Origin of the sequence: Propionispora vibrioides (assembly GCF_900110485.1) — a bacterium.
Lineage (GTDB): Bacteria > Bacillota > Negativicutes > Propionisporales > Propionisporaceae > Propionispora > Propionispora vibrioides.
The window spans coordinates 1-25926 of the sequence record NZ_FODY01000040.1 but is presented as its reverse complement, the minus strand read 5'-3'; the positions used below and the strand labels follow the sequence as shown (position 1 = coordinate 25926).

Sequence of the window (25926 nt, the reverse complement as noted above, 5' to 3'; positions counted from 1 at the left end):
AAATTCACCAACGGCAGCTTATACACGGACGATCAGGTATATCACGTGGTGGCCGGGACGGGGACGCTGACGGCTGTGGAAGGAAGCTATGCGGGTAATATCATGGTGAGCGGTGCCGGCAATAACACGGTCATAGGTGGCAAAGGGAATGACTGGATCTTCGGAGGCGCCGGCAAAGACGTGTTTGTCTTCAACAACGACTTTGGCAACGATCACATTGTCAGCAGCAACTGTGCTGATACGGTAAAGTTCACCAATATTTTCAATGCCAGTGAGTACAGCCTGCAGCAAAGCGGCGACAGTCTGGTGATTGATTACCGGCAGACGGGCACGGCCAAGACGAACGAGCTGGTACTGGACAACTGGTTTGCCAGCGGCGACCGGGTGAACCAATTCGCCTTCAACGACGGCATGTATATGATAAAAGACAAGCGCTTTGTCAAGGTGGTTTGAGAAACCGCCAGTTTATTTTCCCTGTGGGGCCTAGACGGAAAAATCTTGTTAGACCGGCAGGCTTATAAAATAAACGCTTTCCTAAGCAAGCGGCGGCTTATTTCCTGAATCGGCAAAAAAATATTCTATCATACCGGCGCGTTCATTAAGGCAGGGATTCACCGGCAGAAGCGGCGCTTGGGGAACTGCCGGATAAGCGGAAACCGGCAGGAAAGCGTAACGGCAGTGTCAAACATATGCTGTGATAGATGCTGCTAAAAAGGATAGGTGATACGATGAAAATGCCGGTTTTGTTTATCGGCCATGGCTCGCCGGTCAATATTCTGGAAGACAATCTGTATACCAAAAGCCTGGTAAAACTGGGCAAACGCCTGCCTGTGCCGCAGGCCATACTGGTTGTATCGGCTCACTGGCAGACTGAGGGCAGTTATGTGACAGCTTCGGCGCAGCCGGAGACCATATATGACTTTTATGGCTTCCCTCAGGAATTGTACCAGGTGAGTTATGCCTGTCCCGGTTCGCCGGCTACGGCAGACTTGGTAGAGACGGTGACAGCGGGGATGGTCTGTCGCGATGCCTGCCGCGGCATTGATCACGCTGCCTGGGCGGTGCTCAAACATATGTATCCGGCCGCCGATATTCCGGTTCTGGAAATGAGTCTGGACGTCAACAAGTCGCCCTGTGAGCACTATGAGTTGGGAAAACGTCTGGCACCTTTACGGGAACAGGGAGTGCTAATCATGGGCAGCGGCAATATTGTCCACAATTTACGGCGGGCAAGATTTTCCCAGTTGTATGGCGGAGCTTACGCCTGGACGTTAGCCTTTGACGGTCTGGTAGAGGCGGCTTTGCTTGCCGGCGACCATGACAGCCTGATTCATTATGAAAAGCTGCCGCAGGCTGAATTGGCCGTCCCTACGGATGAGCATTTTCTGCCTTTACTGTATGCTGCCGCTTTACAGGAAGCGGACGATACGCTGAAATTTACCTGCAAGGATATGCAAAATGGCTCTATTTCGATGCGGGGATTGGTATACAGTGCGCCTAAGGAGGACTAACCGTTAATTGCTGTCGTGAAACAAGTCGAGGAAAGCAGCGTACCCCGACTTGTTTCATGCAAGCATAAAACTTTTACCGGTGTTGGAAGAGCTTGACATAAGCCGGGAGAACTGTGTATATGAGCGCCAAACAGCAGGCGGTGGCCTGTGCTTTGGCGCTTTGTCGTGGACAACCCTGCCTGATGTTTTTTCAAAACTGTGAATTTGAGAGCAAAGCTGAGCAGCGTGCAAGGAAAGCGGGATAACTTTGAATTTCATCAGTTTTTAGTGATTCTTTAATTTACTACGTTAAAGTACAATAGGAATAAATGATGATGCAATGGGGGAATGGGTGTTGAAAAAATGGTTGTGTGCGGCGCTTGGTTTACTGATGTTCGGGCTATTGGCGGCGGGCTGTGGCAATAGCGGACCGAAAAAGATCGTGGTGGGACTGGACGACAATTTCCCGCCCATGGGTTTTCGGGATGAGAACAATGAGATCGTAGGTTTTGATATTGATATGGCTAAGGAAGCTGCTAAGCGGGCCGGTTTGGAAGTGGAGTTCAAACCGATTGACTGGAGCAGCAAGGAAGCAGAGTTGAACGGCAAACGGGTGGATGTTTTGTGGAATGGCTTGACGATTACAGAAAAACGCAAGGAAAATATTGCGTTTACCAAGCCCTATATGGAAAATCACCAAATCATTATCGTAAATGCCAACTCGCCGATTAAAACCAAGGCTGATTTAGCCGGTCAGGTGGTCGGTACCCAGGATGGAAGCAGCAGTGTGGAAGCCCTGGAAAAAGAGGAAGCTGTCCTGAAATCCTTTAAGGAACTGAAAAAATACGGTGACTATGTAGCTGCTCTGATGGATCTGAAAGCAGGCCGCCTGGGCGCTGTGGTTGTGGATGAAGTGGTCGGCCGCTATTACATCGCGAAAAAGCCCGGTGAATACACGGTGTTAAACGATAATTTCGGAACGGAAGAATACGGTGTGGGGCTGCGCAAGGACGACAATGCATTGCTGGATAAGCTGCAAAAAGCGATGGATGATATGAAAAAGGACGGAACGTCCGGCAAGATTTCACAGAAATGGTTTGGCGCGGAAATCGTAAAGTAGAGAAAGAGGAATAAAGTGCCGGTGGATATGGCCACAGGCACTTTATTCGTGTAAAACGGCCGCCATTTTTATTATGAAGGTACAGGAGAGTTCGTTATGCAATATGTGGGGACAATTATTGGACCGATGCTCGACGGGACAGTGGTAACGCTGAAAATGTTCTTTATCACCATTATCCTGGCTCTGCCGCTGGGCTTATTACTGGCCTTGGGGCGCATTTCCCGCTACAGGTTTTTACGCGGCGGGGTCGGCTTTTATATCTGGCTGCTGCGCGGTACACCGCTGATGCTGCAGCTATTGTTTGTTTATTTTGCTTTGCCGCTGCTGCCCTATGTCGGAATCCGGCTGGATGATTTTCCGGCGGCCGTACTGGCCTTTGTCTTAAACTACGCCGCTTATTTTGCCGAGATTTTCCGGGCCGGCATTCAGTCGATCAATCGCGGACAATATGAGGGTGCCAAGGTGCTGGGCATGAACTATGTACAGACCATGCGGCGCATCGTGCTGCCTCAGGTCATTCGCCGTGTGCTGCCGCCGGTCAGCAACGAAACGATTACGCTGGTCAAGGATACTTCGCTGATTTACGTGCTGGCGATGAACGATTTGCTGCGTACTGCCCGGGCCATTGTGCAGCGGGATTTTTCCACCACGCCTTTTCTGGTGGCGGCGGCCTTTTACCTGGCCATGACGCTGGTACTTACCTGGTTATTCCAAAAACTGGAGCAGCGCTATGCTGCGTATGATGAGTAGAGGTATACAGATGAAAATCATTGAGGCATATAATATTCATAAACAATTTCAGAAGCTGGAAGTGCTAAAGGGAGTTTCTCTGACGGTGGAGCAGGGAGAGGTCGTGGCGATTATCGGACCTTCGGGTTCGGGGAAAAGTACGTTCTTGCGCTGTTTAAACCATTTGGAAACCATCGACCGGGGAACAATCAAAATAGCAGGCGAAACAATGGTTGCCGCCGAACGGGACGGTGACGGCGGCTATGTCTCAGAGGCGGCGATCCGGCGCATTTGCGGCAAAATGGGGATGGTGTTCCAGCAGTTTAACCTGTTTCCCCATCTGACGGTGCTGGAAAATCTGATTGAAGCGCCGCTGCTGGTTCAGCAGGCGCGGCGGGAAGCTATCATCCCGGAAGCGGAGCTATTATTGCGTAAGGTCGGGCTGGTTGAAAAACGGGACAGTTATCCGTCAAGGCTGTCGGGCGGGCAGAAACAGCGGGTCGCCATAGCCAGGGCATTGGCGATGAAGCCAGAGATCATGCTGTTTGATGAGCCTACGTCGGCACTTGACCCGGAACTGACCGGCGAGGTGTTGAAGGCCATGCGGCAATTGGCGGAGGAACATATGACCATGCTGGTAGTAACCCATGAAATGGGCTTTGCCCGTGAGGTAGCCAACCGGGTCATCTTTATGGATAATGGCGAGATTGTCGAGGAAGGGCTGCCGGAAAAAATATTTACAGCACCTTCCCATCCACGTACCCAGGCTTTTTTGGAACGGATGCTATAAAATACAAGGCAGAGGCTTGCTTCCCCGGATAGAGCGGGGAAGCGAGCCTTTTTGGCGATTTAGACCAGGTCGCCAGGGTATAACAAGCAGGGGCTAGGGAACCACTGATGTATTCACCTGCACAGTCTATTGCTCCCCCAACCTTGAAAAAGGAATTTACTGACGGTTAAAGTTTCGTCATCATCTTCCGGTTTCAAGTTGGCAGAGTACTGGGTTGCAGACATTGGCTGTTGCAATGGAACGTGCTATGATGTAAGAAAGTTATTGTGGATCAAGGAGAAGCATAGGATATGAATGAGGACAAGTTGAGTGAAAGGGAGTTTGCCCAAATTATTGCCGATCATGGCGGACGGCTGTATCGGGTCGGTGGCTGTGTCCGGGATGCCTTTTTAGGGAAAATGCCTAAGGATATTGACTTTTGTATCACCGGTATGGTCAAGAAGCAGTTTAAGCAACTGTTTCCGGCCGCCGAGGAGCAGGGAAAATCTTTTCCGGTTTTCCGGCTGCTGGTGGACGGGGTCTGGTGTGAAGCAGCCTTTGCCCGGACTGAACGTAAAGAGGGCAGTGGCTATAAAGGTTTTGTTATCCGTTCTAATCCCAAGGTGACGATCGAAGAGGACTTGTTTCGGCGGGATACCACTGTTAACTCTATCGCTGTTGACTGCCTCAACGGTCAGGTTGTCGATCCCTTCCAAGGCCGGGCGGATATTGCCGGGAAATTATTGCGGGCGACCAGTGTTCATTTTGCTGAGGACCCGGTGCGGGCGCTGCGCCTGGCCGGGCAGGCGGCCCGGCTTACGTTTGCTGTTGAGCCGGCTACGCTGACGCTGGCCGGTCAGGTTGCCGGTGAATTGGCGCAGGAACCGCCGGAACGGCTGCTGGCGGAACTGACGAAAGTATTGACTGATGCCGCCGAACCGGACCGGTTCTTTCAGGTGCTGGCGGCAGCGGATTTGCTAAGAGTTGCGTTTGGCGAACTGGCCGCTTTGCCGCCGGCTAGTTTCGCCGCTTCTATGGCCAACCTCCAGGCGGTAGCCCGAGTGACGGCCAAGCCGAAGCTGCGGTTTGCCGTATTCGGTCTGAAACTGGCGGAGGAAGACTTGCTCCGCTGGAACGAACGGATGACCTTGCCGGGAGAATGGCTCAAGGCGGCGCTGACATTGGGTAAAGTGGCAGCACTGCTCAGCGAGCCGGCGCCTGACCAGATTGTCCAGGCCCTGCAGCTTTTGGGACGGGGCGTATTGCCGGTGGAGGAGTTTGATCTGATCAGCCGGGCTGTCGCCGCATCTTATTCCCAGTTAAGCCCGTTTAAGGCGGCCCTGGCAACTCTGCCCCGCGAAACCGCGCCGCCCGGACTGTCAGGCCGCGAACAAGGCCAGTGGATAAAACAACGCCAAATAGAGGCTATAGCCAAACTACTATAATTTTTGCAGGCACTACCGCTCAAGCCGGATAGTGCCTGCTTTTATTTTATCTCTCAAGAAGGGGCTTAGTTATTCAGAGTTTCGTATGAAAAACAGGCTGTTCATTTGTAACCGTCTGGGGTTTGGTTCTACTGGCCATTACGGAAAAAGACGGTCCGCAGGATGACCCCAGGGGGAGTTTCCGTTAAGAAATCCGTTTGTCTGAGTCTAGTGGTCTGTCCACTCTGAAATCATAATTCCTTCACGGGCCTTTGCCCGCAAGGCTTCGTTGGCGTTGGCTTACCTATGTCCGATAGGCGCGCCTCCTTCGCCTTGCCTTGCGGAAAAATTCCCGCTAATTAATTTTATGCTTTCAGAGTAGACAGACCACTAACGAGTTTCGGATTTTAGGAAGCTGCCTCTTCCGGCAAGCCTTTTGGAGTGTCAGGCCTAGATTTTTTGCTTACTTTTGTATCATGACAAAAGTAAGGACAGAACAACTGGAGAAGAATATTTCAACAAGGCAGCAATAGTTATGCTAGAACCAATAACGAATGAAGAAAGTTAGCAAGTAGATAAGGAAAAAGTATGAAAACCCCAATAAAATCCAACACTATAGCCAGTGCTGTACCAACCTTGAAAACAGAAATTGCTGACGGTCAACATTTCGCCATCTTCTTTCCGTTTCAAAGTTGATGCAGCACTGATACATTACCTTACTACGAGCGGGAGGAACATGGATGAAGAAGTTTGTTTGTACGGTGTGCGGCTATGTGCACGAAGGAGACGAGGCACCGGATAAGTGCCCTGTCTGTAAAGCCGGTAAGGAAAAATTCAAGGAAATGTCCGGTGAACTGACTTGGGCCGATGAACACCGGATCGGGGCGACCAAAGATATCCCAGCCGAGATGGTGGAAATGCTGCGGGCCAATTTCACCGGCGAGTGTACGGAGGTGGGGATGTATCTGGCCATGTCGCGACAGGCTGACCGGCAGGGCTACCCGGAAGTGGCGGAGGCCTATAAGCGAATTGCCTTTGAGGAGGCCGAGCATGCCGCCAAATTTGCCGAATTGTTAGGCGAAGTCGTAGCTGCCGATACCAAGGCTAACCTGAGTGTCCGGGTAGAAGCAGAGTATGGTGCCTGTGAAGGAAAGAAAAAACTGGCGGTCATGGCCAAACAGTTGAATTTTGACGCCATTCACGATACGGTGCATGAGATGTGCAAGGATGAGGCCCGGCATGGCTGTGCGTTTAAGGGTCTGCTTGACCGGTATTTTAAATAACAGGAGGGACTATTGTTGGATAAAATTCGTTGTGATGTTGTTAGTTGTGCTCATAACAAAGACCGTGCTTGTTACGCAAACTGTGTGGATATTGTGGGAAGCTCGGCACGCGATGCCCAGGCCACCAACTGTGGGTCCTTTTTAAACAAAGCCCACTATTCCCAGCTTACCGACAACACGCTCAGCTCCGGGTCCTGTGACTGTCTGCAATGTGCGGTGGAAACCTGTAAATATCATGACAATCACTTGTGCGCGCTGGGTTCTATTCAAGTCAGTGGCGGCGCCGTCGATTATTACACCTATACTCAGTGTTCCAGCTTTGTCTGTCAGGACTAGTGCCGGGAAGACAAAAAAAGCTTCCGCAGCCAGATGTGGTGCGGAAGCTCTGTTTTTTGCCGGTTTTCTAGACGTAGAAGGAAGCCAGCACCAGTGTAATCGTGCTGAGCAGTTTAATTAATACATGCAGTGACGGACCGGCCGTATCTTTGAACGGGTCGCCTACTGTGTCGCCGACGATGCTGGCTTTGTGGGCTTCCGAGTTTTTCCCTTCATAGACACCGCTCAGTTCGATGCACTTTTTGGCGTTATCCCAGGCACCGCCGCCGTTATTTAAGAGCAATGCCATCAAAACGCCAGTCATGGTCGATACCATCAGGAAGGAAGCAGCCGCTTCTGCCTTTAAAATGACGCCCACTAAAATGGGAACAACTACCACGATCACACCGGGCAGGATCATTTGTTTCAAGGCGCCGCGGGTAACAATATCGACGCAAGTTGCATAGTCGGGCTTAGCGGTTCCTTCCATAATCCCCTTGATTTCCCGGAACTGGCGGCGCACTTCGCGGATGACATACTGTGCCGCATGACTGACCGCCCGGATCGCCGTCGAGGTAAACAGAAAGACCAGCATGGCGCCGAAAAAGCCACCGACGAAAACTTCCGGTTTACCGATGTCGACTACCCGGTTAAAGGTTTTGTCCAGCAATTGAACTTCATCCAGGTAAGCCGAGAACAAAAGGAAGGTAGCCAGCGCGGCGCTGCCGATGGCATAGCCTTTGGTGATCGCTTTAGTCGTGTTACCGCAGCCATCCAGTAAATCGGTGATAAAGCGAACATTGGCCGGCTGCTGCGACATTTCCACGATGCCGCCGGCATTGTCGGTAATTGGGCCAAAGGTGTCCATCGCTAAAATATAGGCGCAGGTGGAGAGCATACCCATGGTAGCCACCGCCGTGCCGTATACACCACCGGCCGGAATGCCGCTGATGACCCCCAGGTAGTGGGAGGAAAGAAGTGCTGCCGAAATGATGATAACAGGAGCTACAACGCTTTCGAGGCCTACAGCAAAACCGGTGATGATGGTTGTTGCCGGACCAGTTTGGCAGGAACGGGCAATCTGCCGGACGGGGCTGTATTTAAAATCAGTATAATACTGGGTAACCAGCACGAATAAATAGCTAGTGATGATGCCAATCACGGCGCAACCAAAGAAGTAAAGGCCACTGCCATTTTTATTGATCATTTGGTCGGTTACAAAATACATAGCGATCGTTGAAAGAATGCTGGTCACGGCATAGCCGATATTAAGCGATGCCATAGGGTTGGGATCTTCCGACTCGTCGTCATGGTTCCGGACAAGAAAAATTCCGACGATCGAGGCCAGCAGCCCAAAGGCCCGGGCTACCAGTGGAAACAGGATACCGTTGACACCGAAAGCGGGAAATAAGGCAATGCCTAAAATCATGGCGCCAATATTCTCGGCTGCGGTGGATTCAAACAAGTCGGCGCCACGGCCGGCGCAATCGCCTACGTTATCGCCAACCAAATCGGCGACTACGGCAGGATTGCGGGGATCATCCTCGGGAATGCCTGCCTCCACTTTACCGACCAGATCAGCCCCGACATCGGCCGCTTTTGTGTATATGCCGCCGCCAAGCTGGGCAAACAGGGCCACGAAGCTCGCGCCAAAGCCAAAGCCGACAATCAGTAAAGGAGCTTCCCGGGGATTGTTGAACCCGTCGAATATGTAAAACAATCCGGCCACGCCCAAAAGGCTGAGGGCCGTTACCGCCAAGCCGGTGACGGCCCCGCCCCGGAAGGAAATCTTTAGCGCATCGTTGAGACTTTTTCTGGCGGCCGAAGCCGTCCGCAAATTGGCATTAACCGATACATACATGCCGATGAACCCGGCCAAAGCCGAACACAAGGCACCGATAATAAACGCAAGGGGAGTATGTAAGCCATCCTTGCTCATAATGCTTAAAATTATGGCTACGATAACTGCTAGAATGGCAATGGTTGTATATTGCCGCTTGAGAAACGCCATTGCTCCTTGCTTTATTGCCAAAGCGATTTCCTGCATGGCTGGATCCCCACGGTCTGCTTTAAAAATGTACCAGACCAGATAGAGAATGACCAAAACAGTAATACCACCAGACAAGGGAATAGTAAATGACAGGTCCATTTGATACCACTCCTTTTTTTGAAATGTTATTTATTTTACAGCGGCATAGCTGTCAAATCAATTGATAAATAACATCTGGGGCAAACCGTCTATTAAGTTTTATTTACCAGGGCGTGTCTTCAAACTATCCGAAACGCTCCTTGACGGCGCTTTTTGTGCCGTACTTCATTAAAATTTTTTGAAATAGGGGCCGCTATTCCTGCAAAATTGCCCGTGCCCTTTAGGGTGCAACTCGTCTGGCGCAAAAATCACTCGCCATGGACCATTCCGTTAGTTTGAAGACACGCCCTAGGGAAAGCGCGGAACTGATTTTGAACAAATGTGCTTACTCTCATTATAATCCAGTCGCTGGAAGAATCAATAGGCTGTGTGAAAATCCATACTGATAAACTATATGCAAATATCTTACAGGATAATACAAAAATTCCGGCCGGCGCTTGCTCGATCCGACGCGCCGGGTTTGACAGCGGGTTACAGGAGTAGGCCGGGCGGTTGGCGAATAGATAAAAAGTGAGAACAATAGAGCCTCATCGACATTAAAAATCTGCCAATTTAGCAGGCTTTTTCGCACGGTTTTACTGTCGTTACCTCGCAGTTTTCCGGTCTGGGAGGTTTCTTCGCCGTCCGTTGCGAAAAAATTCCCGCTAAATCAGCTATAGTGTTGGACACCATGAGGCACTAGCGGGAGGAGATAGAATATGAAGGAACGACTGAGTAAGCAGCTTGCTTTTATTGTGGAAATTGACAAGTTGAAGCAGATATTTCGGCAGAGCCGGTTAATCGGTGTGGAACGAAACGAAAATGATGCCGAACATTCCTGGCATTTAGCGGTTATGGCTATTTTACTTGCCGAATATGCCGGAAACCTGGATATACTGAAGGTGATAAAGATGGTGCTCATCCATGACCTGGTGGAAATCGAGGCCGGCGACACCTTTTGCTATGATGAGGCGGCCAATCAGGATAAACGGGACAGGGAAGTCAAGGCGGCCGACCATCTCTTCGGCCTGCTGCCAGCCGACCAGGCAAAAGAAATCAGAGCATTATGGGACGAGTTTGAAGCCATGCATACGCGGGAAGCCCGGTTTGCCGCCTGCCTTGACCGCCTGGAACCCTTGCTCTTGAATTATCATACTCAGGGGCATACCTGGCAAAGACCCGGCATCACCAGTGCCAAGGTCTTTGCCCGCTGTGAAGTGCTGAAAGATACGGCTCCCGCTTTATGGGAGTATGTGCAGGAGTTAATTGAGTCGGCGATAAACCAGGGGTTCCTGGTCCGCTAAGCTGCCTGTTGATGAACTGGACGGTGTCCCAACCATATTCGAGAAAGAGGTGAAGGCTTTGGCGGGACGGCAGCTGACACAATTGCTGCGCTTTTGCATTGTGGGATTCGCTAATATGACCGTGGACTTTGCGGTGTTTTTTGTATTGACCTATTACGGTATGCGGTATTTGCCGGCTCAGGTGCTTTCTTATTCGGCCGGGGTGGTCAATAGTTTTATTCTCAACCGGACCTGGACTTTTCGTTTGACATCCCGGCCGCAGATGGCGGAAATTGTAAAGTTCTGCTGTCTGAACGGAGCCTCCTTAGGTGTATCGACCGGAATCTTGTTTATCGCCCAGGATATGTTTCAGCTCAACCTGTGGCTGGGCAAACTGGCTGCCACGGCCGGTGGCGTGGCGGTCAACTTTATTGGCAGCCGGTGCTGGGTGTTCCGCCGGGCGGCAGGTGAGTAGGTGAGGCAAGGCAGTGAAACTTATACATGGCATTTGATGATTTTCACAATATAACAAACCTCATCGTTATTAATCACCGTATCATATTCCTTGGCTAAGCTGTCGAGCACCTGACGGGTTTGTTCGAATTCCGGCTGATTTTCTTTGATAAAAGAGTGCATATTCTCAAAAACCACAGCATCTTTGTGGAGGCAGCGGTCAAGCATGCAGCCCATATGGACGATCAAATCCAGAAGCAGGTCCTGGTTGTCGGGAATGTAGGGCAGCTTGCTGAGGCATTTTTTTATATTGACCACGGCAAGTTTGGGGTTAACGTACTTTACATATTTCTCCAACATATCCTTGGCTGTTTCGTAGACGGTTTTGCTGGTTGCCGCCGGTATGGCCAGCCCTTGCAGGCTGCTGTCCAAAAGCTGGAATAATTGTTCTTGATAGGCTGTATCCAACAGCTTATTGATGGAAAAATAGGGGATGGAAAGTCCCGGATTGATATTGCCGACGGCCGCAACGACTTGATAATGCTGCTGCAGGTCGCTAAGCTGTTTTTGGGCATTGAGATAGTCAACGGCAACCACTTTTACTTCTTCCTTATAGCGGCTTTTAATCAATTCCTCCAGAATGTTCTTGGCGATCAGGCTGGAGCCTTGACCGGTAATGCAGACAGACAGAAGAGCTGTCTGCATTTTTTTCGCCGGTGTTAAGGCTGCCGTTTTTTGATTGGTTAAGGTATGAAAAAGTGTATCCAGGTCGTCCTGCTTATAAAGGACGCTGCGCAGTACCTCCAGAATAAGCGGTGTTGAAACCTGGTCAATTGTTTTTACTTTTATGCCGGTGTCGGTCATTAACTGTTCTTCAAACTGCAGCAGAGACCCCATATCGACCAGGAGAATGATGCCTTTGCCGCGATGGATGGCCATAGCGGTACTCTTTACTTTGCTGTAGGTCTCGCTGATGGTTGCGTTGAGGGGCATATCAATGGCCTTGATCCACTCGGTATTCAGCAGGAGTCTGGCTACATTAGCCATACTGGTCGCCGTTGTGTCACCGTGGCAGACGACAATGATGCCGATTTTGTCGCCGTTGGGAGCTTCCAGACGGTTGTGTGCCAGCAGCAGGGCCAGAAACCCTTTTTCATCCTCCGGGATGACTACGCCGAATTTTTCGCTGAGGGTCTTTACCAGTTCCCGGGCAAGCTGAAATTCCTTGGGGTTTTCCCGTTTAATTTTGGACAGATGCGGGTTGGGAACCGAGCGGCCTTCCTCAATGCGTTTCAGCAAGGCCTGAATATGAAAGGACAGGCCGAAAATGAACTTATTGTTGAATTTGGTTACCAGATAATGCTGGGCAAATTCAATCAGTTCCGAAGTTGCGTCAACAATTTCCCTGGGGATAAGCTTGTACAGTGTATCAATATTGGGCCGGGCGCTGTGGAAGTTTTTCATGATGCTGCTGAAATACTCTTCAACCTGATTTTTCAGTGCCTCATTAATATTGTCGTTGCTAAGACCCTGGCGTTTCAAATCGTCCATTTGGTGCGAGATTAATTCATAAATATCGTTTTTCATCTCAAAAGGATAGGGATTCAGGTCTTGCGAGGGAGAAATAATAACGTTCTCAGAGAACATATTCAAGTAATTTTTCGTTGCCGGGTCCTGCTTGGCATAATCGAAGAGTCCTTCCCGGATATCCTTGGACAGCATGGAGAACTCAATGGTAATGGTTTGATTGTTCTGGAGGTGCTGTAGAAAGGCTTTAGCGCACAGCAGCTTTATTTCCGAGCGCAACTGGCCGATGTTGCCGATTTTAAAGGGGTAGATGGCCAGTGCTTTAAGCACGTCCGGGGTAAGGATGATCTGCTTGCTTAAATTCAACGCTTCTATGTAGAAAAAGTGGTCAATAATTTCCACCTTTTCACTGATGGGCTTTTCACTGAAGGACGGCAGGGTAATGGTAACCGGAATGCGGCGGATAAAAGTTGCCAGAAGAGCTTTGTCAGGGCTTTCGGTTGTCGCGCCGATAATGAGCAGATTGCTGTTGCGTTTGGCTCCTGTCTCGCCGAGACGGCTGTACTCTCCCTTGTCCATGAGATGAAACAGCATTTCCTGACCGTCGGGAGGCAAACGGTGTATTTCATCAAGAAATAAAATGCCGCCGTTGGCTCTTTCCACCAGACCGGCCTTATCACGGTCGGCTCCGGTAAAGGCGTTTTTTACATGTCCGAATAGCTGGGAGAGCAATAACTGGGGATTGTTAAAATAGTCGGCGCAGTTGAAGGTTACCAGGGGATAGGTTTCCGGCGTTTGGTGTTTGATTACCATACCGTAAGCATGCATTGCGTCGGCAAAGGTAGTTTTCCCTACGCCGCTTTCGCCCAGAATAAGGGTGTGTAGGCCTTTGGGCGGATACACAATGGCTGCTTTGGCCTGACCGATCTGGTTGGCCAGGCTGCCGGTGTGGCCCAATAGGCGCAAAAAAGGATCGCCCTTTTGTTCCAGACTGACTGTGGCTAATGCCGCGTTCAGTTCGGCAAGCGTCAAAATGGTCTTGTTCTTCAGACTTTCATTTTGTAGTGTGGCGATCAGGCTATGCGGCAGAAATGTGACCGGCCGGCTGTTGATTTTGACCAGCCGCTTTTCTTTCCACAATTGGTTTAACAGGGTGCTGGCATTATTCCGGACAATTCCCAGTTCGTTTTGGATACGCATGGCGTCGATGCCCGGATTGCGGCCAAGCTGAACGGCATTTAACAATTCATGATAAGTCAGGGTGTCTTTGATAAACTGCATAATACGGTCGGATTTTTTCATTTGCTTCACTCCATGGAAAATCGGCAGTGCATATGGCTGACAGCGGAATTCCTTTAGCTAAAGCATAAGGGATTCCTTTTGTTTTGTCCAGCCATTCTCGCTTAAACTGGATAATACGGGGAAAATCGGCCCTCTGGAAGATAATGATAAACTTATGCACTAACTACCGATCGCTTGATTAGTGCATAAGTTGGGACGCCCCATATGGGATAATACAAGCAGTTCTTCATTATGCACTAACCTGGCATAGGACTTGCAATAGATGGAGTTGACAGGAAATAATCCCAAGAAGGAGGAGTTGCAAATGAGTACGTCGTTGTTAGATGAAGAATTGATTCTATTAGACTACATGGCTGATGATAAGGAGCGGCTGCTTGCCCAGCTGGCAGCCGTCTTGCATAGCAGAGGGTATGTAAAAGAAAGTTATGGCCCCGCCGTTATCGAACGGGAAGCCGTCTTTCCTACAGGATTAAAGACGCTAGGGGTAGAGGTGGCGGTGCCCCATACCGATCCGAGGCATGTGAAGCAGGCTGCCATCCTGGTCGCCCGCCTTGCGGCACCGGTTACTTTCAAGGAAATGGGCAACAGCGGCAGAGAGGTGGCGGTGAAGCTGGTCTTCATGCTGGCGGTTACCGATCCCAAAGAACATTTGACCACCTTAAGTAAACTAATGGCTATTTTCTCCGATAAAGAGAAACTGCTCACCCTGTATCAGTCCGACAACCCTAAAACGATGATTTTACTGTTAAATAAAATATTGGCGTAACTTCCGGCTATACCGGAGTTCAGCAATAAAAGAAAAGGAGTGATGGAAATGAAAAAAATTTTTGTGGCCTGCGGCTCAGGGGTGGCGACTTCCCAGACCGTGGCATCCAAAATCGGCAGCCTGTGTGAGGAGGAAGGGCTGGACGTGGCGGTAGAGGCGGTCGATATCAAGTCACTGGAAAGTATTATTGATCAATGCGATATTTATGTATCCATTGTGTCCAGTGGCGCAAATATCTGGAATATACCGACCATTAGCGGCATTCCCTTTTTGACGGGAGTCGGCATGGATGAGGAATTTGAGAAATTGAAGGGGTTTCTCAAACAGTAGATATAAGGATATGGGCGCAGCAATAAAAAAAGCTTCCCTGCCGTAAGCAGAAGAAGCTAAAAGAAAATAGTACAAGGCTATTATATCATGTTACTGGCTGTAGAGTAAGAGGCGGATGGTAGCGATACGGTATCCGCCGGGGTTTGGCTGAAAAATAGGAAATGGGAGATGAAAGCTATATGGAATCAGTTCTAAATTATATATTGGGCCTAGGGGCGGCGATCTTTTTACCGGTTATCATGATTCTACTTGGTTTGCTGATGAAAATGAAGCTGAAACGGGCCGTTGTTGCCGGTTTAACCTTAGGCATTGCCTTTACCGGCATGAATGTTGTCCTGGGCTTTATGTTTAATGCTATCAGTCCGGCAGCAGCGGCCCTGGTTAAACGGACGGGGCTGGAACTAACCGCCATTGATGTGGGCTGGTCACCGATTGCCGCCATTGCCTGGGCCTGGCCGTATGCATTGGTGTTGTTCCCTGTCCAAATTATCATCAACCTGGTGATGCTGGGCTTTAAGTGGACCAATTGCCTGAATGTGGACTTATGGAATGTCTGGGGGAAAATTTTTGTAGCCAGCATGGTTTCTTATCTTTCGGGCAGTCTGATGCTGGGGTATATTGCGGCGGCTATACAGATTATTCTTGAACTGCTTAATGCCGACCTCACGCAGAAACAATTACAAAAAATCAGCAACATTCCCGGTGTAGCCTGTACCCACCCGATGATGCTTCAATGCGTTTTTTTAGGCCTGATAAACAAGGTGTTGGATTTTATACCGGGCATCAATCAGGTCAACCTGGATGCCAAAGGACTGAAAGACAAGCTGGGGATCTTTGGCGAGAACAGTGTGATGGGCTTTATTGTCGGAGCACTCATTGCCTTTATGGGCGGCTATGCCGTTAAAGACATTCTAATCACTGCCGTACAGGTTTCCACCGCTATGGTGCTTTTCCCGATGGTGGCCAAACTGTTTATGCAGGCCTTGGCGCCGATTGCCGATGCGACAGGCAGTTATATGAAAAGCAAGTTTAAGGGCCGGGATTTTTATGTCGGACTTGATTGGCCCTTCCTGGCCGGGCAGAATGAGATATGGGTTACTGCCATTATTTTGGTGCCGGTGGAGCTGATTTTAGCCTTGGTCATGAGTCGCATGGGCATGAATAACGTTATTCCGCTTGCTTCGATTATCAACGTTTGCGTTACTGTTCCTGCGTTGGTTGTTACAGGCGGCAATCTATTCCGGATGATTATTGTTTCGACTATTGCGACACCGATGTATCTTGCGGTAGCAACCAGCTTTGCCCCCATGATCACCAAAATGGCGGCCGCCACCGGTACGCTTAACGTAAACGCCGGGCAGTACATCACCTGGATTCAACTGGAGGCGCCGGAATTCCGCTGGGCCCTGGCCCATGCCTTTAACGGTGAAGTGCTGGGCCTGGCAACGCTGGTTGTATTCGCCCTGGCCTTCGTCTGGTACTACAGACACATGCAGGCCATCAATGCCAGACTGAGTCAGACAAAATAAGCAAAAAGGTACATGCCTTGCTGGCGAGAAGGCTGAAGAGGCATGTACCGCTCGTAAAAATAAGAGAAATGGAGTGAACAATATGTTGGAGGAATTGAAAAAACAAGTGGTAACCTATGCACTAAATGCCGACCGTTCGGGACTATGCAAGCACCGGGCGGGCAATTTCAGTGTGCGGGACCCCGAGAGTGGTTATGTATGTATTACTCCTACCGGCGTAGACCGGGAAGAGTTAAGCTATCACGATATTGTGGTGATTGATCTGGAAGCCTGTGTCATCGAAGCGGAAACGGGGATGCGGCCGACCAGCGAGACACTGATGCATCTAGCTGTCTATAAATCAAGGCCGGACATTCATGCCGTTGCCCACACGCATTCCCGCTATGCCACCGCTTTTGCCGTACTGAAAAAGACAATCCCGGCTATCGTCTACGAAGTGGCCGGTCTGGGCTGCAGGGAAGGATATATTCCGGTGGCGCCCTACGGCAGGCCCGGTACTCCTGAACTGGCGCAAAGCGTGGTGGCGCCGCTGGCCATTGCCGATGTGGCGCTCATGGAAAGTCACGGTGTTATCGCCGTCGACAAGGTATTGAAGGAAGCCTTGCTCAAAGCCCATTATGTGGAGGAATTGGCGGAGATCTATTACCGGACGCTCGTGCTCAGTAGCGGCAAAGAACCGCCGGTAGTGCCGCTGGCGGAGCTGCAGCAATGGGAATATCCCCGGCAGATTAAGCTGTTGCAGCGGTAAGCCGGAGCGGTGTTGATGCTTTTAAATCAGAGGTGAGGAGTGTCGCTATGAAAAAGCTGATTAATAAACCGGAAGACTTTGCGCGGGAAACGGTGGAAGGCATCGTCCTGGCCCATCCGGAGAGTTTGAAAATGCTGGATAACAGTTATCATTGCCTGGTGCGGGCCGATGAAAAGAAGGCCGGCAAGGTGGCTATTGCCACCGGCGGCGGTTCGGGTCATTTGCCGGTTTTTCTCGGTTACGTGGGTTTTGGGCTGGCTGATGGAGTTACTGTAGGCAATGTGTTTGCCTCGCCCAGTGCCGAGGCGATGCATGAAGTGGATAAGGCGATTCATGCCGGCGCCGGAGTGCTGCACCTATATGGGCGTTATGGTGGTGATATCATGAATTTTGGCATGGCCAGGGATTTGGACGAAATGGAAGGCATCGAAGTGACGGAAGTGCTGGTTTCCGATGACATCGCGTCGGCTCCCAGGGGTAAGGAAGATAAACGGCGCGGTGTGGCCGGTCTGGTCTTTGCTTATAAAATTGCCGGCGCTGCGGCCGAAAATATGCTTTCCCTGGCCGAGGTCACCCGCATTGCGCAAAAAACAGTGGATAATACCCGGACGCTGGGGGTGGCACTGACGCCTTGCATCGTACCGGAAGCGGGCAAGGCGACGTTCAGCATTGGCGAAGATGAAATGGAGATTGGCATGGGCATTCATGGCGAGCCGGGGATTGAGCGCAGCAAACTGAACCCGGTCGATGAAGTGGTGACAAATATGATAAACCGGCTTGTTGAGGATTTGCCGTATCAAGCCGGTGACAGAGTGGCGATACTGGTCAATGGTCTGGGCGGTACGCCGAGGGAAGAACTGTATCTGGCTTATCGCAAAGCGCATAGCCTGCTGCAGGACAAGGGAATTTCTATTCACCGCAAATATATCGGGGAATATGCCACCTCGCTGGAAATGGCCGGCATGTCGATCAGCCTGTTAAAATTGGATGATGAATTGCGGGAACTGCTTGATGCCCCCTGCTATTCTCCCTTTTTTGCCCAGTTCAGATAACGGAGGTGATGGATACATGGCAGTTATAACAAAAGAAAGCTTAAAAAAAACCTTGGGTTCGATTGTGGAAGTGTTGAACCGGGAGAAAGATTATCTGATTGAGCTGGATGCCGCCATGGGGGATGGTGATTTGGGACTTACTATGTACAGCGGCTTCCAGGCGGTTTATGAGGAAATAGACCGTCTGGAGGAAACGGATATGGGGAAAATATTCATGAAGCTGGGGATGAAAATGAACGCCACCGTGCCTTCCACGATGGGGACGCTGATCGCCACCTGCCTGATGAAAGGGGCGGCACCGGTCAAGGGCAAGGAAACGCTGCAGCTCAGTGACCTGGTCGTGATGGGACAGGCCGCCGTACAGGGCGTAATGGAACGGGGCAAGAGCACGGTGGGAGATAAAACCATGCTGGATGCGCTGTTTCCTGCTGTGGAAGCGTTAGCGGCGGCAGTCATACAAGGCCAACCGCCGGCGGAAGCAGGTGCAGCCGCCTATCGGGCAGCGGTTGCCGGTGTCGAGCAAACTAAAACCCTGCAATCGGTGCATGGCCGGGCGGCTTATTATAGTCAGAAATCTGTCGGCCGCCAGGACCCCGGTGCCACAGCGGTTATGCTGATTATTAAAGGGATTGTGCAACCCGAAGACAACTAGTGCTCCACCAACCTTGAAAACAGAAATTGCTGACGGTCAAAATTTCGTCAGCCTTCGTTGTTGTCAGTCAACATACTGGCGGTATGCCTCCTTCCTCTGACTTGTCTGACAAAACTTTGCCCCGCCACCATCTTCCTGTTTCAAAGTTGACGGAGCACTAGCAATGGGAAGCGAAAAGAAGCCAAGCCGGCAGACTACCGCCGGTTTGGCTTCTTTTTCGTCCGAATCGGCGGCGGCCGGAATCGGACGGGAGGGTTCTTCCGATGTGGTGATTGAGAATCAGCATTATTTTTGTGTCGGTTTTTCGCCGGAAGTCCGGTTAGGTTTGAACGGTGGAAAGGACCGGTTATAAAAGTTGCGGTTCCCTGCCGGAGGGTCGGTTCATAGGCTGATAGTGAAGGATAATTTCATTGAACCGGCAGGAGGGATGAATCAGGTGTTGCGGGATATCCGTGAGAAAAGTGTTCCTTTAGGAAAACATCGGCTGCCGCCGCTGCCATATCCGTATGATGCGCTGGAACCGGTTATTGGTGAGGAGACCTTGCGTATCCATCATGACAAACATCATCAGGCTTATGTGGATGGATTGAACAAGGCCGAGCTTCAGATGGCGCAGGCGCGGGCTGATGGAGATTACACTTTCGTTAAGTATTGGGAAAATGAATTGGCTTTTCAAGGTTCGGGACATATTTTGCATAGTGTGTACTGGACTATTCTGGCGCCGGAGGGCTATGGCGGCAGACCGGGATCGGTAACGAGGCAGCAGGTGACCGCCCGCTTTGGCAGTTTTCAGGCCGGCATGGAACAGTTTATGGCTGCCACCGCCAAGGTGGAGGGATCGGGCTGGGGCATACTGGTTTGGAATCCGGCCTGGCAGGCCCTGGAGATACTGACGGCTGAAAAACATCAGAACCTGACCCAGTGGGGATCGATTCCCATTCTGGTTATTGATGTATGGGAGCATGCCTATTACCTGGATTACCAGAATAAGCGGGAGGACTATATTCAACGCATTATGGAGCTGATTGACTGGGATGAGGTGGAAAATCGATTGTGTTTGGCCATCAAGGGGAAGCTGCCGTTGATTATGACCTGACTTTTGGTACGGACAAATGCTGCAGCAACAGGATACTGTATGTTTTTCCTGATCTTTTGGCAACCTAGTACCGTATCATCTCTAAAACTGTAGGTAATGACGGGGAGATTTTTCATAAAGCAAGGCGGAGGAAGGAGGCATACCGGACGTATGCCGACTGACGACAATGCAGTGGAAAATGTACTGTCAGTATCCACGGGATTAGGGGTGATGCGGTACAACAATATACGGGACTGTATTGCGGTGAAAGCAGACGCTTTTGCTGCGATACAGTCATTTGCCCGGAGACTAAGTCGCATTTATTTTGGAAGGGGATACTGATCGTCAGCGTGACTCAGTCGCCGGCTAGTAAAGGCCAGATCAAGGAGGAATTGCTGATGGAGCTCAGTATTGTCATCCCGACCTACAACGAACGGGATAATGTTGTTGCGATTGCCAGCCGGATACAGGCGAGCCTGCCGGCCGGGACCGGGTATGAAATTTTGTTTGTCGACGACAGTTCCGATGATACGCCTGAGATACTAAAACAATTGGACAAGAAGGATAGTCATGTGCGGTGGTTTCACCGCAGTAATCGCCGGGGGTTGGCTCAGGCGGTGGCTGAAGGGATTGAGGCATCGGACAGTGAGTATATCATCGTGATGGATGCCGATCTCCAGCATCCGCCGGAAATCCTTCCTCTTATAGTGGAACGTTTGAGGCAGTACGATGTGGTGATTCCCAGCCGGTTTATTCCGGGCGGCTCCGATGGGGGACTAAACGGGTGGCGCAAGCTGGTATCCTGGGTGGCAAGAAAGCTGGCCAATCTGGCTATACGGCGGCTGCGTGACATTTCCGACGCTACCAGTGGCTATTTTGGCTTGCGGCGAGCGGTGGTAGATCATATTCGGCTGGAGCCTGTAGGGTGGAAGATTCTGCTCGAAATCCTCGTAAAAGGAAAGTACCGGACCGTGCATGAATTGCCTTACTCTTTTGCCGTCCGTGATCAGGGCGTTTCTAAGATGTGCCTGCGGGAACAGTGGAACTATCTGCGGCACGTGGCGAGGCTGCTCTGGACAAGCCCCCAGGATATGCGGTTTATTCTATTTTGTCTTATTGGGGCTATTGGCGTAGTCGTTAATATGAAGCTATTGAACTTTTTTATCAACCTGGGGCTATGGGGTGATTTGCAGGCGTCCTGTATGGCGTCGTTCCTGGCTATGGTCCATAATTTCCTGTTAAACAACTGGCTGACCTGGCGGGACCGGAGCCTGGCGCCGGGCAGTCTGATCAAACGGTTTCCCCCCTATCTTATGGTGTCCTGTCTGGGTATTCTGGTTACCGGCCTGACAGCAAAGGGCTTTACCCTGCTGGGCTGGGATATTTATGCCGGCCAGTTTGCCGGCATTGTGGCGGCCGCCTGCTGGTCGTTCACTCTAAACAACCGCTGGGTGTGGCTGTTGCCGGCCCCAAGCTGCGAGCCGGCTAAACTTGTGGTTACCCAGGAAAGTGTGCTGGAGAAGGTCATTGATGAAACTGTTCTATAAACATCCGGTCTGGCTGGCCTGTGGGGTGCATCTGCTATGTGTGTATATTGGTGTGACTCTGGCTGCCAGTCTGGTCCAGCGACCGCCGGCCGGTTTTGTGAATCCCGGCGTGTACGGTCTGCCTGTGCTTGCTGATGCCTTATTCAAATGGGATGCTCATTGGTATACCTTTGTAGCTGAACAAGGCTATAGTAAGCAGTCCATCGTTTTCTTTCCTTTATTTATTCTGCTCATCAAGGCGGTGACAAGTACCGGACTGACTTATGCGCTGGCCGGCTTTCTGGTGAGCAATGTCTGCGCTTTGATCACCTATCCTCTTTTGTACCGCCTGTTGAGGCTGGACTTTCCGGAGCAGCTGGCTGCTCGCGGCCTGTTGGTTTATGCGCTCTTTCCCACCTCCTTTTTTCTGCAGAGCGTATACACAGAGCCGCTTTTTTTAGTATGCACCTTTTCCTGCGTCTATCTGTGCCGGCGGCACAATTGGATTTATGCCGGGCTGTGGGGTGCTCTGGCGGCATTGACAAGAAATATCGGGGTTGTACTAAGCCTGTTTATGCTTTATGAGAGCTACCGGGCGTATGACAGCAGGATAGGTCAGACGCTGATCCGGCTTGCTTGCTTGTTTCCTATGGTGGCTTTTCTGGGCTTTTGCCTGTACAATTACCGGCAGTTTGGCGATGGATTCGCGTTTTTGCACGGACAGGAGGCCTGGGGACGTCAGTTTGGGCTGCCCTGGAGCAACTTATGGCATAATATGCTGTATATCAGTCGTGGTGTATCCGTTTTTGAAATAGGGGTAGTCGCCGATCAGATACTTGTATTGGTTGCTCTGCTTTGCCTGGCAGCCGGCGGTTTTTGCGGTATTCAGCCGTCCTACCTGCTCTTGGGCGGAGCCTGGCTGTTAATACCGCTGCTGTCGACTTCAACAGTGTTTCCTTTATATAGCCTGGCCCGCTTTGTGCTGGTCGTTTTTCCGGTCTATTTTGTCTTGGCCAAGCTGCCGAAATTCTGGTATTATGCCTGGCTGCTGGCCGGTACTGCCGGGTTGATCTTTTTTACGGCGGCGTTCAGCAGTTGGTATTGGATTGGGTAGTTACCCTGTCAATCCTAAAACGGTAGAATCATGGCGAGGCTATTTCTGGCAAGACAAGGTGGCGGAAGGAGGCATACCGGAAGTATGCTGACTGACGACACACACCAAGGCTTGCGGGAAACAGACCGTCAGTATTCACGGGATTAGGGTTGATTAAGGTACTAGTGATGAAAAACAGCCAGCGTTTGCCCGCCTTGAGGGCATACTCTGGCTGTTTTAAGGAACCGCTGATTTTAAGGAACCTGCCGGCAGGACGAGAAAAGATCCGTCAGAATGGGCAGGGTGAGTAAAACGGTGGTTCCTCAGGTAATGGTTGACTTTATAAAGGCTTTATGGCTACGATAGAAATGAAATCCCAAATGGCACAGGAAGGATTATTCCAGCTTTAGCGGTCCGGTTTCCACCAACTGGTCAATATCCACAGTGATCGTATTGCCTTTTTCCATGTAGGTGACTTCGGCCTTGCTGGTGCCTTTGTCAACCTTTTCCAGCCATACGTCGTTGCTGCGGTATAGGACACCGATTACATCGGGAGAATTGATAATTTCTTCCGCCCTGGTGGCTTTCATCAAATCATCCTCTCTTTTCCGCTTAGTATGTGCCGGAAAGAGCGGAGTATGTAAGTTGTTTTTTAAAAAAAATTACGGAAAGAAGGGAACCTCTTGAAACATCACCGGAAAGAACTGACCTTTCATATTCCCGGCCGGCGAGGCTTTTTGAACATAACCGGCTATGTGGCGGAAGCGCTGCGGGAAAGCGGCATTAAGGAGGGCCTGCTACTCTGCAATGCTATGAATATTACGGCCAGTGTGTTCATTAATGATGATGAGCCGGGCTTGCACCAGGATTTTGACGTCTGGCTGGAAAGGCTGGCGCCTGAAAAACCCTACGGTCAATACCGGCACAACGGTTATGAAGATAACGCCGATGCCCATTTAAAGCGGACAGTCATGGGACGGGAAGTGGTCATTGCCGTAACCGGCGGCAGGCTGGATTTTGGCACCTGGGAACAGATTTTTTATGGCGAATTTGACGGGAAGCGGGACAAGCGGGTATTGATTAAAATTATTGGTGAGTAGGAAACAACTAGATTTGAAATTTGCTGATTTCTCCCTGCAGGTTCGTGGCCAGCCTGGCCAGCGTCTGACTGGCGGAGGAAACCTCTTCCATCGAAGCCAGTTGTTCCTCCGTAGCGGCGGAAACAGTCTGCGTTTCACTGGCTGCCGCCCGGCTTAAGGTGTCGATTTCCTTGGCCGCCAGGGCGACTTGCTGACTGCTGGACGCCATTTGCTCTATGGCAGCGGCGATTTCTGTTACCTGTTCGGAAGTCTGGTGAATGACTGCGACAATTTCCTGAAAAACCTGACCGGAAGTGCTGACGATTTCCGTACCCAGCTTGACTTCCCGGGAGCCTTCCTCCATAGCCATAACCGCCATTTCGGTATCTCCCTGGATTTCTCCGATCAAAGTTGAGATTTGTTTGGCTGCATCCTGAGACTGTTCGGCCAGTTTGCGTACTTCTTCGGCAACAACCGCGAACCCGCGGCCCTGCTCACCGGCCCGCGCCGCCTCAATGGCAGCGTTTAGGGCCAGCAGGTTGGTCTGGCCGGAGATGCCGGAAATGGTGTCGACAATTTGTCCGATTTCCTTAGAACGTTCCCCCAGTTTGGCTACTACCCGGGCCAAGGTAGTTACAGTATTGTCGATATGCTGCATTTGAGACACGGCTTTCTGAATGGAAGCATCGCCCTGAGTGGCCTTGCCGGCAGCCTGCTGCGAACTGTTGGAAGCTTCCGCCGTATTGGCGGAAATTTGCTCAATACCGGCGGACATCTGTTGGGTGATGGCCGAGGTTTCGTTAGCGGCAGTTACCTGGTTTTCCAGTTCTTTGGCCACTTCGGTGATGGCCAGGGCTACCTGGTTGGCAGCCTGGGCCGACTGTCCGGCGCCGGAGCTTAGCTCTTCCGAAGAAGCGGCTACCTGTTCAACCGAGGCTCTAACCTGGTCGATCAGGCCCTGCAGGCTGGAGCGGGTGTGTTCCAGCGCCTCCGCCAACTGCCCCAGCTCATCGCGGCGTTGGGCCATTTGCCGCTGGGCGCGAAAATCACCGGCGGCAAACGTGCGGCAAAGCTCCACCATAGCCGTAAGCGGGACAGTAATGTTTTTGGCGATGGCGATTCCGCTGCCGATCAGGAGCAGGCAGGACAATAGGAAAATAGACACAACAATGATCATGGCCCGGGCGAAATAGTCCTCGCTGGCCTTGTTGGTCTGTTCCGACAGGGTAACATAGTAATTAGAGAGCTCTTGCAAGTCGCCGATAAAGGCCAGCGCCAGCGGCTCGACCTGGGTGGTGTATAGCGCGAAGGCCTCGTTATTTTTGTGCTGTGCCGCCAGACTTAGCACTTCTTTTCGTGCTTCCCGGTATTTGTTCAGTGTCGTATTGGACTTGGTCAATAGGGCCCGGGCGTTGTCATCGAGCGGTAGTTTTTCGATAAACTGCAACTTTTCATTGACCTTTTGGGCCGCTTCCTGCAGTGTGGTCTGGAGCTCCTGACCTTTTTTATCGTCCGTGGTCAGCATGGTCTCTAAAATAGCTCCGTTAGCCTTGCGGGTCAAATCGCGAATTTCGCCGATTGCCTGCACCGGAACCAGTCGTTCCTGGTATAAGGCGGTCATGGCGCTATGGGAATGATTTAAATAATAAAAACCGGTATAACCAATGCAACTTATAGCAAGTAGTGCCACGACAATTAAGCTGGCAAGTTTATAAAGGACTTTCAAATTGGCAAAGAAACCCATAGAATCCTCCTCTAACTATACGGTGATATAAGTACAATAAGTATACGTAAATATGGCTTGGAAAAGCCGCTCACCTACCTTTCTGGCGCGGTTGCTAGAGGGAGTGGAAAGGAATAAAACTTTTCCGGCAGCCGTGTAATGAGAAGCATCTGTTTGCCTGTTATAAATGTAAACAGGAAAGCCTTTATGTAACATAATAACCTTTTGTTACATTGGTTTCTGCTGTAAACGTAGATTTTTCAACGATTGGTAGAGGCTGAGAAATATATTGTGATTATCCCATTGTCTATATTTGTAGTTCCTAGTTGTGGGAAAAATGTATGATTATGAAGGATTTGGCAGAATTTTATCGTATTATAGATAGAGTTGGGCGATGTCCCTTTAGTAACAAAAGGTTATTATGTTACCTGTAAGAAACTGGGTAAATTGTATGGCATAAACAGGGTATTTGTTCTACTAAACAGGAACTATAGGATTATCCAGGAGACTGTCTGGTAATAGGTATATAA

General features: G+C 50.6%; 25 protein-coding genes and 1 pseudogene. 22 read left to right on the top strand and 4 right to left on the bottom strand.

Translation table 11 applies throughout. The features are described 5' to 3' along the window. From BMW43_RS20015 to BMW43_RS19980, 9 genes and pseudogenes are all read left to right on the top strand, one after another. A pseudogene (locus BMW43_RS20015) lies at positions 1-453 on the top strand (hypothetical protein); the annotation flags it as partial. A 275-nt stretch (positions 454-728) separates the two neighbouring features. Further along, entirely contained in the window at positions 729-1511 is a 783-nt protein-coding gene (gene ygiD / locus BMW43_RS20010; RefSeq protein ID WP_218140742.1) for a 4,5-DOPA-extradiol-dioxygenase, read from the top strand. Between the two features lie 119 nt (positions 1512-1630). Further along, complete coding sequence (locus BMW43_RS21775) at positions 1631-1756, top strand: hypothetical protein (protein ID WP_281246141.1); 126 nt, start codon at positions 1631-1633, stop codon at positions 1754-1756. 89 nt (positions 1757-1845) lie between these two features. After that, entirely contained in the window at positions 1846-2610 is a 765-nt protein-coding gene (locus tag BMW43_RS20005) for an amino acid ABC transporter substrate-binding protein (protein ID WP_218140741.1), read from the top strand. Positions 2611-2706: 96 nt separating this feature from the next. Beyond that, positions 2707-3360, top strand: a complete 654-nt coding sequence (locus tag BMW43_RS20000) for an amino acid ABC transporter permease (protein WP_091752117.1) — start codon at positions 2707-2709, stop codon at positions 3358-3360. A 10-nt stretch (positions 3361-3370) separates the two neighbouring features. Continuing rightward, entirely contained in the window at positions 3371-4129 is a 759-nt protein-coding gene (locus tag BMW43_RS19995; protein ID WP_091752114.1) for an amino acid ABC transporter ATP-binding protein, read from the top strand. A 290-nt stretch (positions 4130-4419) separates the two neighbouring features. Beyond that, entirely contained in the window at positions 4420-5553 is a 1134-nt protein-coding gene (locus tag BMW43_RS19990; RefSeq protein ID WP_091752111.1) for a tRNA nucleotidyltransferase/poly(A) polymerase-related protein, read from the top strand. Between the two features lie 719 nt (positions 5554-6272). Then, entirely contained in the window at positions 6273-6815 is a 543-nt protein-coding gene (locus tag BMW43_RS19985; RefSeq protein WP_091752108.1) for an NADH peroxidase, read from the top strand. 15 nt (positions 6816-6830) lie between these two features. Continuing rightward, complete coding sequence (locus BMW43_RS19980) at positions 6831-7151, top strand: DUF1540 domain-containing protein (protein ID WP_091752105.1); 321 nt, start codon at positions 6831-6833, stop codon at positions 7149-7151. 67 nt (positions 7152-7218) lie between these two features. Here BMW43_RS19980 and BMW43_RS19975 read toward each other — a convergent pair whose 3' ends face one another. Continuing rightward, a complete protein-coding gene (locus BMW43_RS19975) occupies positions 7219-9279 on the bottom strand; it encodes a sodium-translocating pyrophosphatase (RefSeq protein ID WP_091752102.1) in 2061 nt (686 codons plus the stop codon). A 698-nt stretch (positions 9280-9977) separates the two neighbouring features. Here BMW43_RS19975 and BMW43_RS19970 point away from each other — a divergent pair. Beyond that, positions 9978-10562 carry an HD domain-containing protein gene (locus tag BMW43_RS19970; protein WP_091752099.1) on the top strand — a complete coding sequence of 195 codons (585 nt, stop codon included), beginning with the start codon at positions 9978-9980 and terminating at the stop codon, positions 10560-10562. Between the two features lie 58 nt (positions 10563-10620). Further along, a complete protein-coding gene (locus BMW43_RS19965) occupies positions 10621-11016 on the top strand; it encodes a GtrA family protein (RefSeq protein ID WP_218140740.1) in 396 nt (131 codons plus the stop codon). Positions 11017-11036: 20 nt separating this feature from the next. On the opposite strand, the gene BMW43_RS21770 is transcribed toward BMW43_RS19965, so the two are convergent. Next, on the bottom strand, positions 11037-13823 hold the full coding sequence (locus tag BMW43_RS21770; protein ID WP_091752096.1) for a sigma-54-dependent transcriptional regulator: 2787 nt from the start codon (positions 13821-13823) through the stop codon (positions 11037-11039). Positions 13824-14127: 304 nt separating this feature from the next. Here BMW43_RS21770 and BMW43_RS19955 point away from each other — a divergent pair, with 304 nt between their 5' ends. The 10 genes from BMW43_RS19955 to BMW43_RS19910 all read left to right on the top strand — a co-directional run bounded on the left by BMW43_RS19955 (position 14128) and on the right by BMW43_RS19910 (position 22615). After that, positions 14128-14589, top strand: a complete 462-nt coding sequence (locus BMW43_RS19955) for a PTS sugar transporter subunit IIA (RefSeq protein ID WP_091752095.1) — start codon at positions 14128-14130, stop codon at positions 14587-14589. Between the two features lie 48 nt (positions 14590-14637). After that, a complete protein-coding gene (locus BMW43_RS19950; RefSeq protein ID WP_091752092.1) occupies positions 14638-14919 on the top strand; it encodes a PTS sugar transporter subunit IIB in 282 nt (93 codons plus the stop codon). Positions 14920-15098: 179 nt separating this feature from the next. Further along, positions 15099-16448, top strand: coding sequence for a PTS galactitol transporter subunit IIC (locus tag BMW43_RS19945; RefSeq protein ID WP_091752090.1), 1350 nt, complete (start codon positions 15099-15101; stop codon positions 16446-16448). Between the two features lie 82 nt (positions 16449-16530). Further along, on the top strand, positions 16531-17196 hold the full coding sequence (locus tag BMW43_RS19940; protein WP_091752088.1) for a class II aldolase/adducin family protein: 666 nt from the start codon (positions 16531-16533) through the stop codon (positions 17194-17196). 47 nt (positions 17197-17243) lie between these two features. Next, positions 17244-18248, top strand: a complete 1005-nt coding sequence (locus tag BMW43_RS19935) for a dihydroxyacetone kinase subunit DhaK (RefSeq protein WP_091752085.1) — start codon at positions 17244-17246, stop codon at positions 18246-18248. A 16-nt stretch (positions 18249-18264) separates the two neighbouring features. Then, positions 18265-18900, top strand: coding sequence for a dihydroxyacetone kinase subunit DhaL (gene dhaL, locus BMW43_RS19930; protein ID WP_091752082.1), 636 nt, complete (start codon positions 18265-18267; stop codon positions 18898-18900). A gap of 163 nt (positions 18901-19063) precedes the next feature. Next, positions 19064-19252 (top strand): hypothetical protein, encoded by a 189-nt coding sequence (locus BMW43_RS19925; RefSeq protein ID WP_091752079.1) that lies wholly within the window; start codon positions 19064-19066, stop codon positions 19250-19252. A 75-nt stretch (positions 19253-19327) separates the two neighbouring features. Beyond that, positions 19328-19996 carry a superoxide dismutase gene (locus tag BMW43_RS19920; RefSeq protein ID WP_091752076.1) on the top strand — a complete coding sequence of 223 codons (669 nt, stop codon included), beginning with the start codon at positions 19328-19330 and terminating at the stop codon, positions 19994-19996. A 377-nt stretch (positions 19997-20373) separates the two neighbouring features. After that, positions 20374-21522 carry a glycosyltransferase gene (locus tag BMW43_RS19915; protein WP_091752073.1) on the top strand — a complete coding sequence of 383 codons (1149 nt, stop codon included), beginning with the start codon at positions 20374-20376 and terminating at the stop codon, positions 21520-21522. After that, positions 21506-22615 carry a mannosyltransferase family protein gene (locus tag BMW43_RS19910; protein ID WP_091752071.1) on the top strand — a complete coding sequence of 370 codons (1110 nt, stop codon included), beginning with the start codon at positions 21506-21508 and terminating at the stop codon, positions 22613-22615. The genes BMW43_RS19915 and BMW43_RS19910 overlap by 17 nt, the downstream gene beginning before the upstream one ends. Positions 22616-22989: 374 nt before the next feature. Here BMW43_RS19910 and BMW43_RS19905 read toward each other — a convergent pair whose 3' ends face one another. Next, positions 22990-23184: an H-type small acid-soluble spore protein gene (locus BMW43_RS19905; RefSeq protein WP_091752068.1), complete on the bottom strand. Its 195-nt coding sequence runs from the start codon at positions 23182-23184 to the stop codon at positions 22990-22992. Between the two features lie 93 nt (positions 23185-23277). Between BMW43_RS19905 and BMW43_RS19900 the strand changes: the two genes are divergently transcribed. Continuing rightward, positions 23278-23694: a secondary thiamine-phosphate synthase enzyme YjbQ gene (locus BMW43_RS19900; protein WP_091752065.1), complete on the top strand. Its 417-nt coding sequence runs from the start codon at positions 23278-23280 to the stop codon at positions 23692-23694. Positions 23695-23701: 7 nt separating this feature from the next. On the opposite strand, the gene BMW43_RS19895 is transcribed toward BMW43_RS19900, so the two are convergent. Then, on the bottom strand, positions 23702-25417 hold the full coding sequence (locus BMW43_RS19895) for a methyl-accepting chemotaxis protein (protein WP_091752061.1): 1716 nt from the start codon (positions 25415-25417) through the stop codon (positions 23702-23704). Positions 25418-25926: the final 509 nt, after the last annotated feature.

Bases quoted from the DNA above. Each gene is read 5' to 3' on its own strand.
- BMW43_RS19975 (WP_091752102.1), bottom strand. From the start codon at position 9,279: ATGGACCTGTCATTTACTATTCCCTTGTCTGGTGGTATTACTGTTTTG.
- BMW43_RS21770 (WP_091752096.1), bottom strand. From the start codon at position 13,823: ATGAAAAAATCCGACCGTATTATGCAGTTTATCAAAGACACCCTGACT.
- BMW43_RS19905 (WP_091752068.1), bottom strand. From the start codon at position 23,184: ATGAAAGCCACCAGGGCGGAAGAAATTATCAATTCTCCCGATGTAATC.
- BMW43_RS21775 (WP_281246141.1), top strand. From the start codon at position 1,631: ATGAGCGCCAAACAGCAGGCGGTGGCCTGTGCTTTGGCGCTTTGTCGT.
- BMW43_RS19945 (WP_091752090.1), top strand. From the start codon at position 15,099: ATGGAATCAGTTCTAAATTATATATTGGGCCTAGGGGCGGCGATCTTT.
- BMW43_RS19985 (WP_091752108.1), top strand. From the start codon at position 6,273: ATGAAGAAGTTTGTTTGTACGGTGTGCGGCTATGTGCACGAAGGAGAC.
- BMW43_RS19925 (WP_091752079.1), top strand. From the start codon at position 19,064: ATGGGAAGCGAAAAGAAGCCAAGCCGGCAGACTACCGCCGGTTTGGCT.
- BMW43_RS19910 (WP_091752071.1), top strand. From the start codon at position 21,506: ATGAAACTGTTCTATAAACATCCGGTCTGGCTGGCCTGTGGGGTGCAT.
- BMW43_RS19990 (WP_091752111.1), top strand. From the start codon at position 4,420: ATGAATGAGGACAAGTTGAGTGAAAGGGAGTTTGCCCAAATTATTGCC.
- BMW43_RS19935 (WP_091752085.1), top strand. From the start codon at position 17,244: ATGAAAAAGCTGATTAATAAACCGGAAGACTTTGCGCGGGAAACGGTG.
- BMW43_RS19920 (WP_091752076.1), top strand. From the start codon at position 19,328: ATGAATCAGGTGTTGCGGGATATCCGTGAGAAAAGTGTTCCTTTAGGA.
- BMW43_RS19940 (WP_091752088.1), top strand. From the start codon at position 16,531: ATGTTGGAGGAATTGAAAAAACAAGTGGTAACCTATGCACTAAATGCC.
- BMW43_RS19915 (WP_091752073.1), top strand. From the start codon at position 20,374: ATGGAGCTCAGTATTGTCATCCCGACCTACAACGAACGGGATAATGTT.
- BMW43_RS19995 (WP_091752114.1), top strand. From the start codon at position 3,371: ATGAAAATCATTGAGGCATATAATATTCATAAACAATTTCAGAAGCTG.
- ygiD (WP_218140742.1), top strand. From the start codon at position 729: ATGAAAATGCCGGTTTTGTTTATCGGCCATGGCTCGCCGGTCAATATT.
- BMW43_RS19895 (WP_091752061.1), bottom strand. From the start codon at position 25,417: ATGGGTTTCTTTGCCAATTTGAAAGTCCTTTATAAACTTGCCAGCTTA.
- BMW43_RS19955 (WP_091752095.1), top strand. From the start codon at position 14,128: ATGAGTACGTCGTTGTTAGATGAAGAATTGATTCTATTAGACTACATG.
- BMW43_RS20000 (WP_091752117.1), top strand. From the start codon at position 2,707: ATGCAATATGTGGGGACAATTATTGGACCGATGCTCGACGGGACAGTG.
- BMW43_RS19970 (WP_091752099.1), top strand. From the start codon at position 9,978: ATGAAGGAACGACTGAGTAAGCAGCTTGCTTTTATTGTGGAAATTGAC.
- BMW43_RS19950 (WP_091752092.1), top strand. From the start codon at position 14,638: ATGAAAAAAATTTTTGTGGCCTGCGGCTCAGGGGTGGCGACTTCCCAG.
- dhaL (WP_091752082.1), top strand. From the start codon at position 18,265: ATGGCAGTTATAACAAAAGAAAGCTTAAAAAAAACCTTGGGTTCGATT.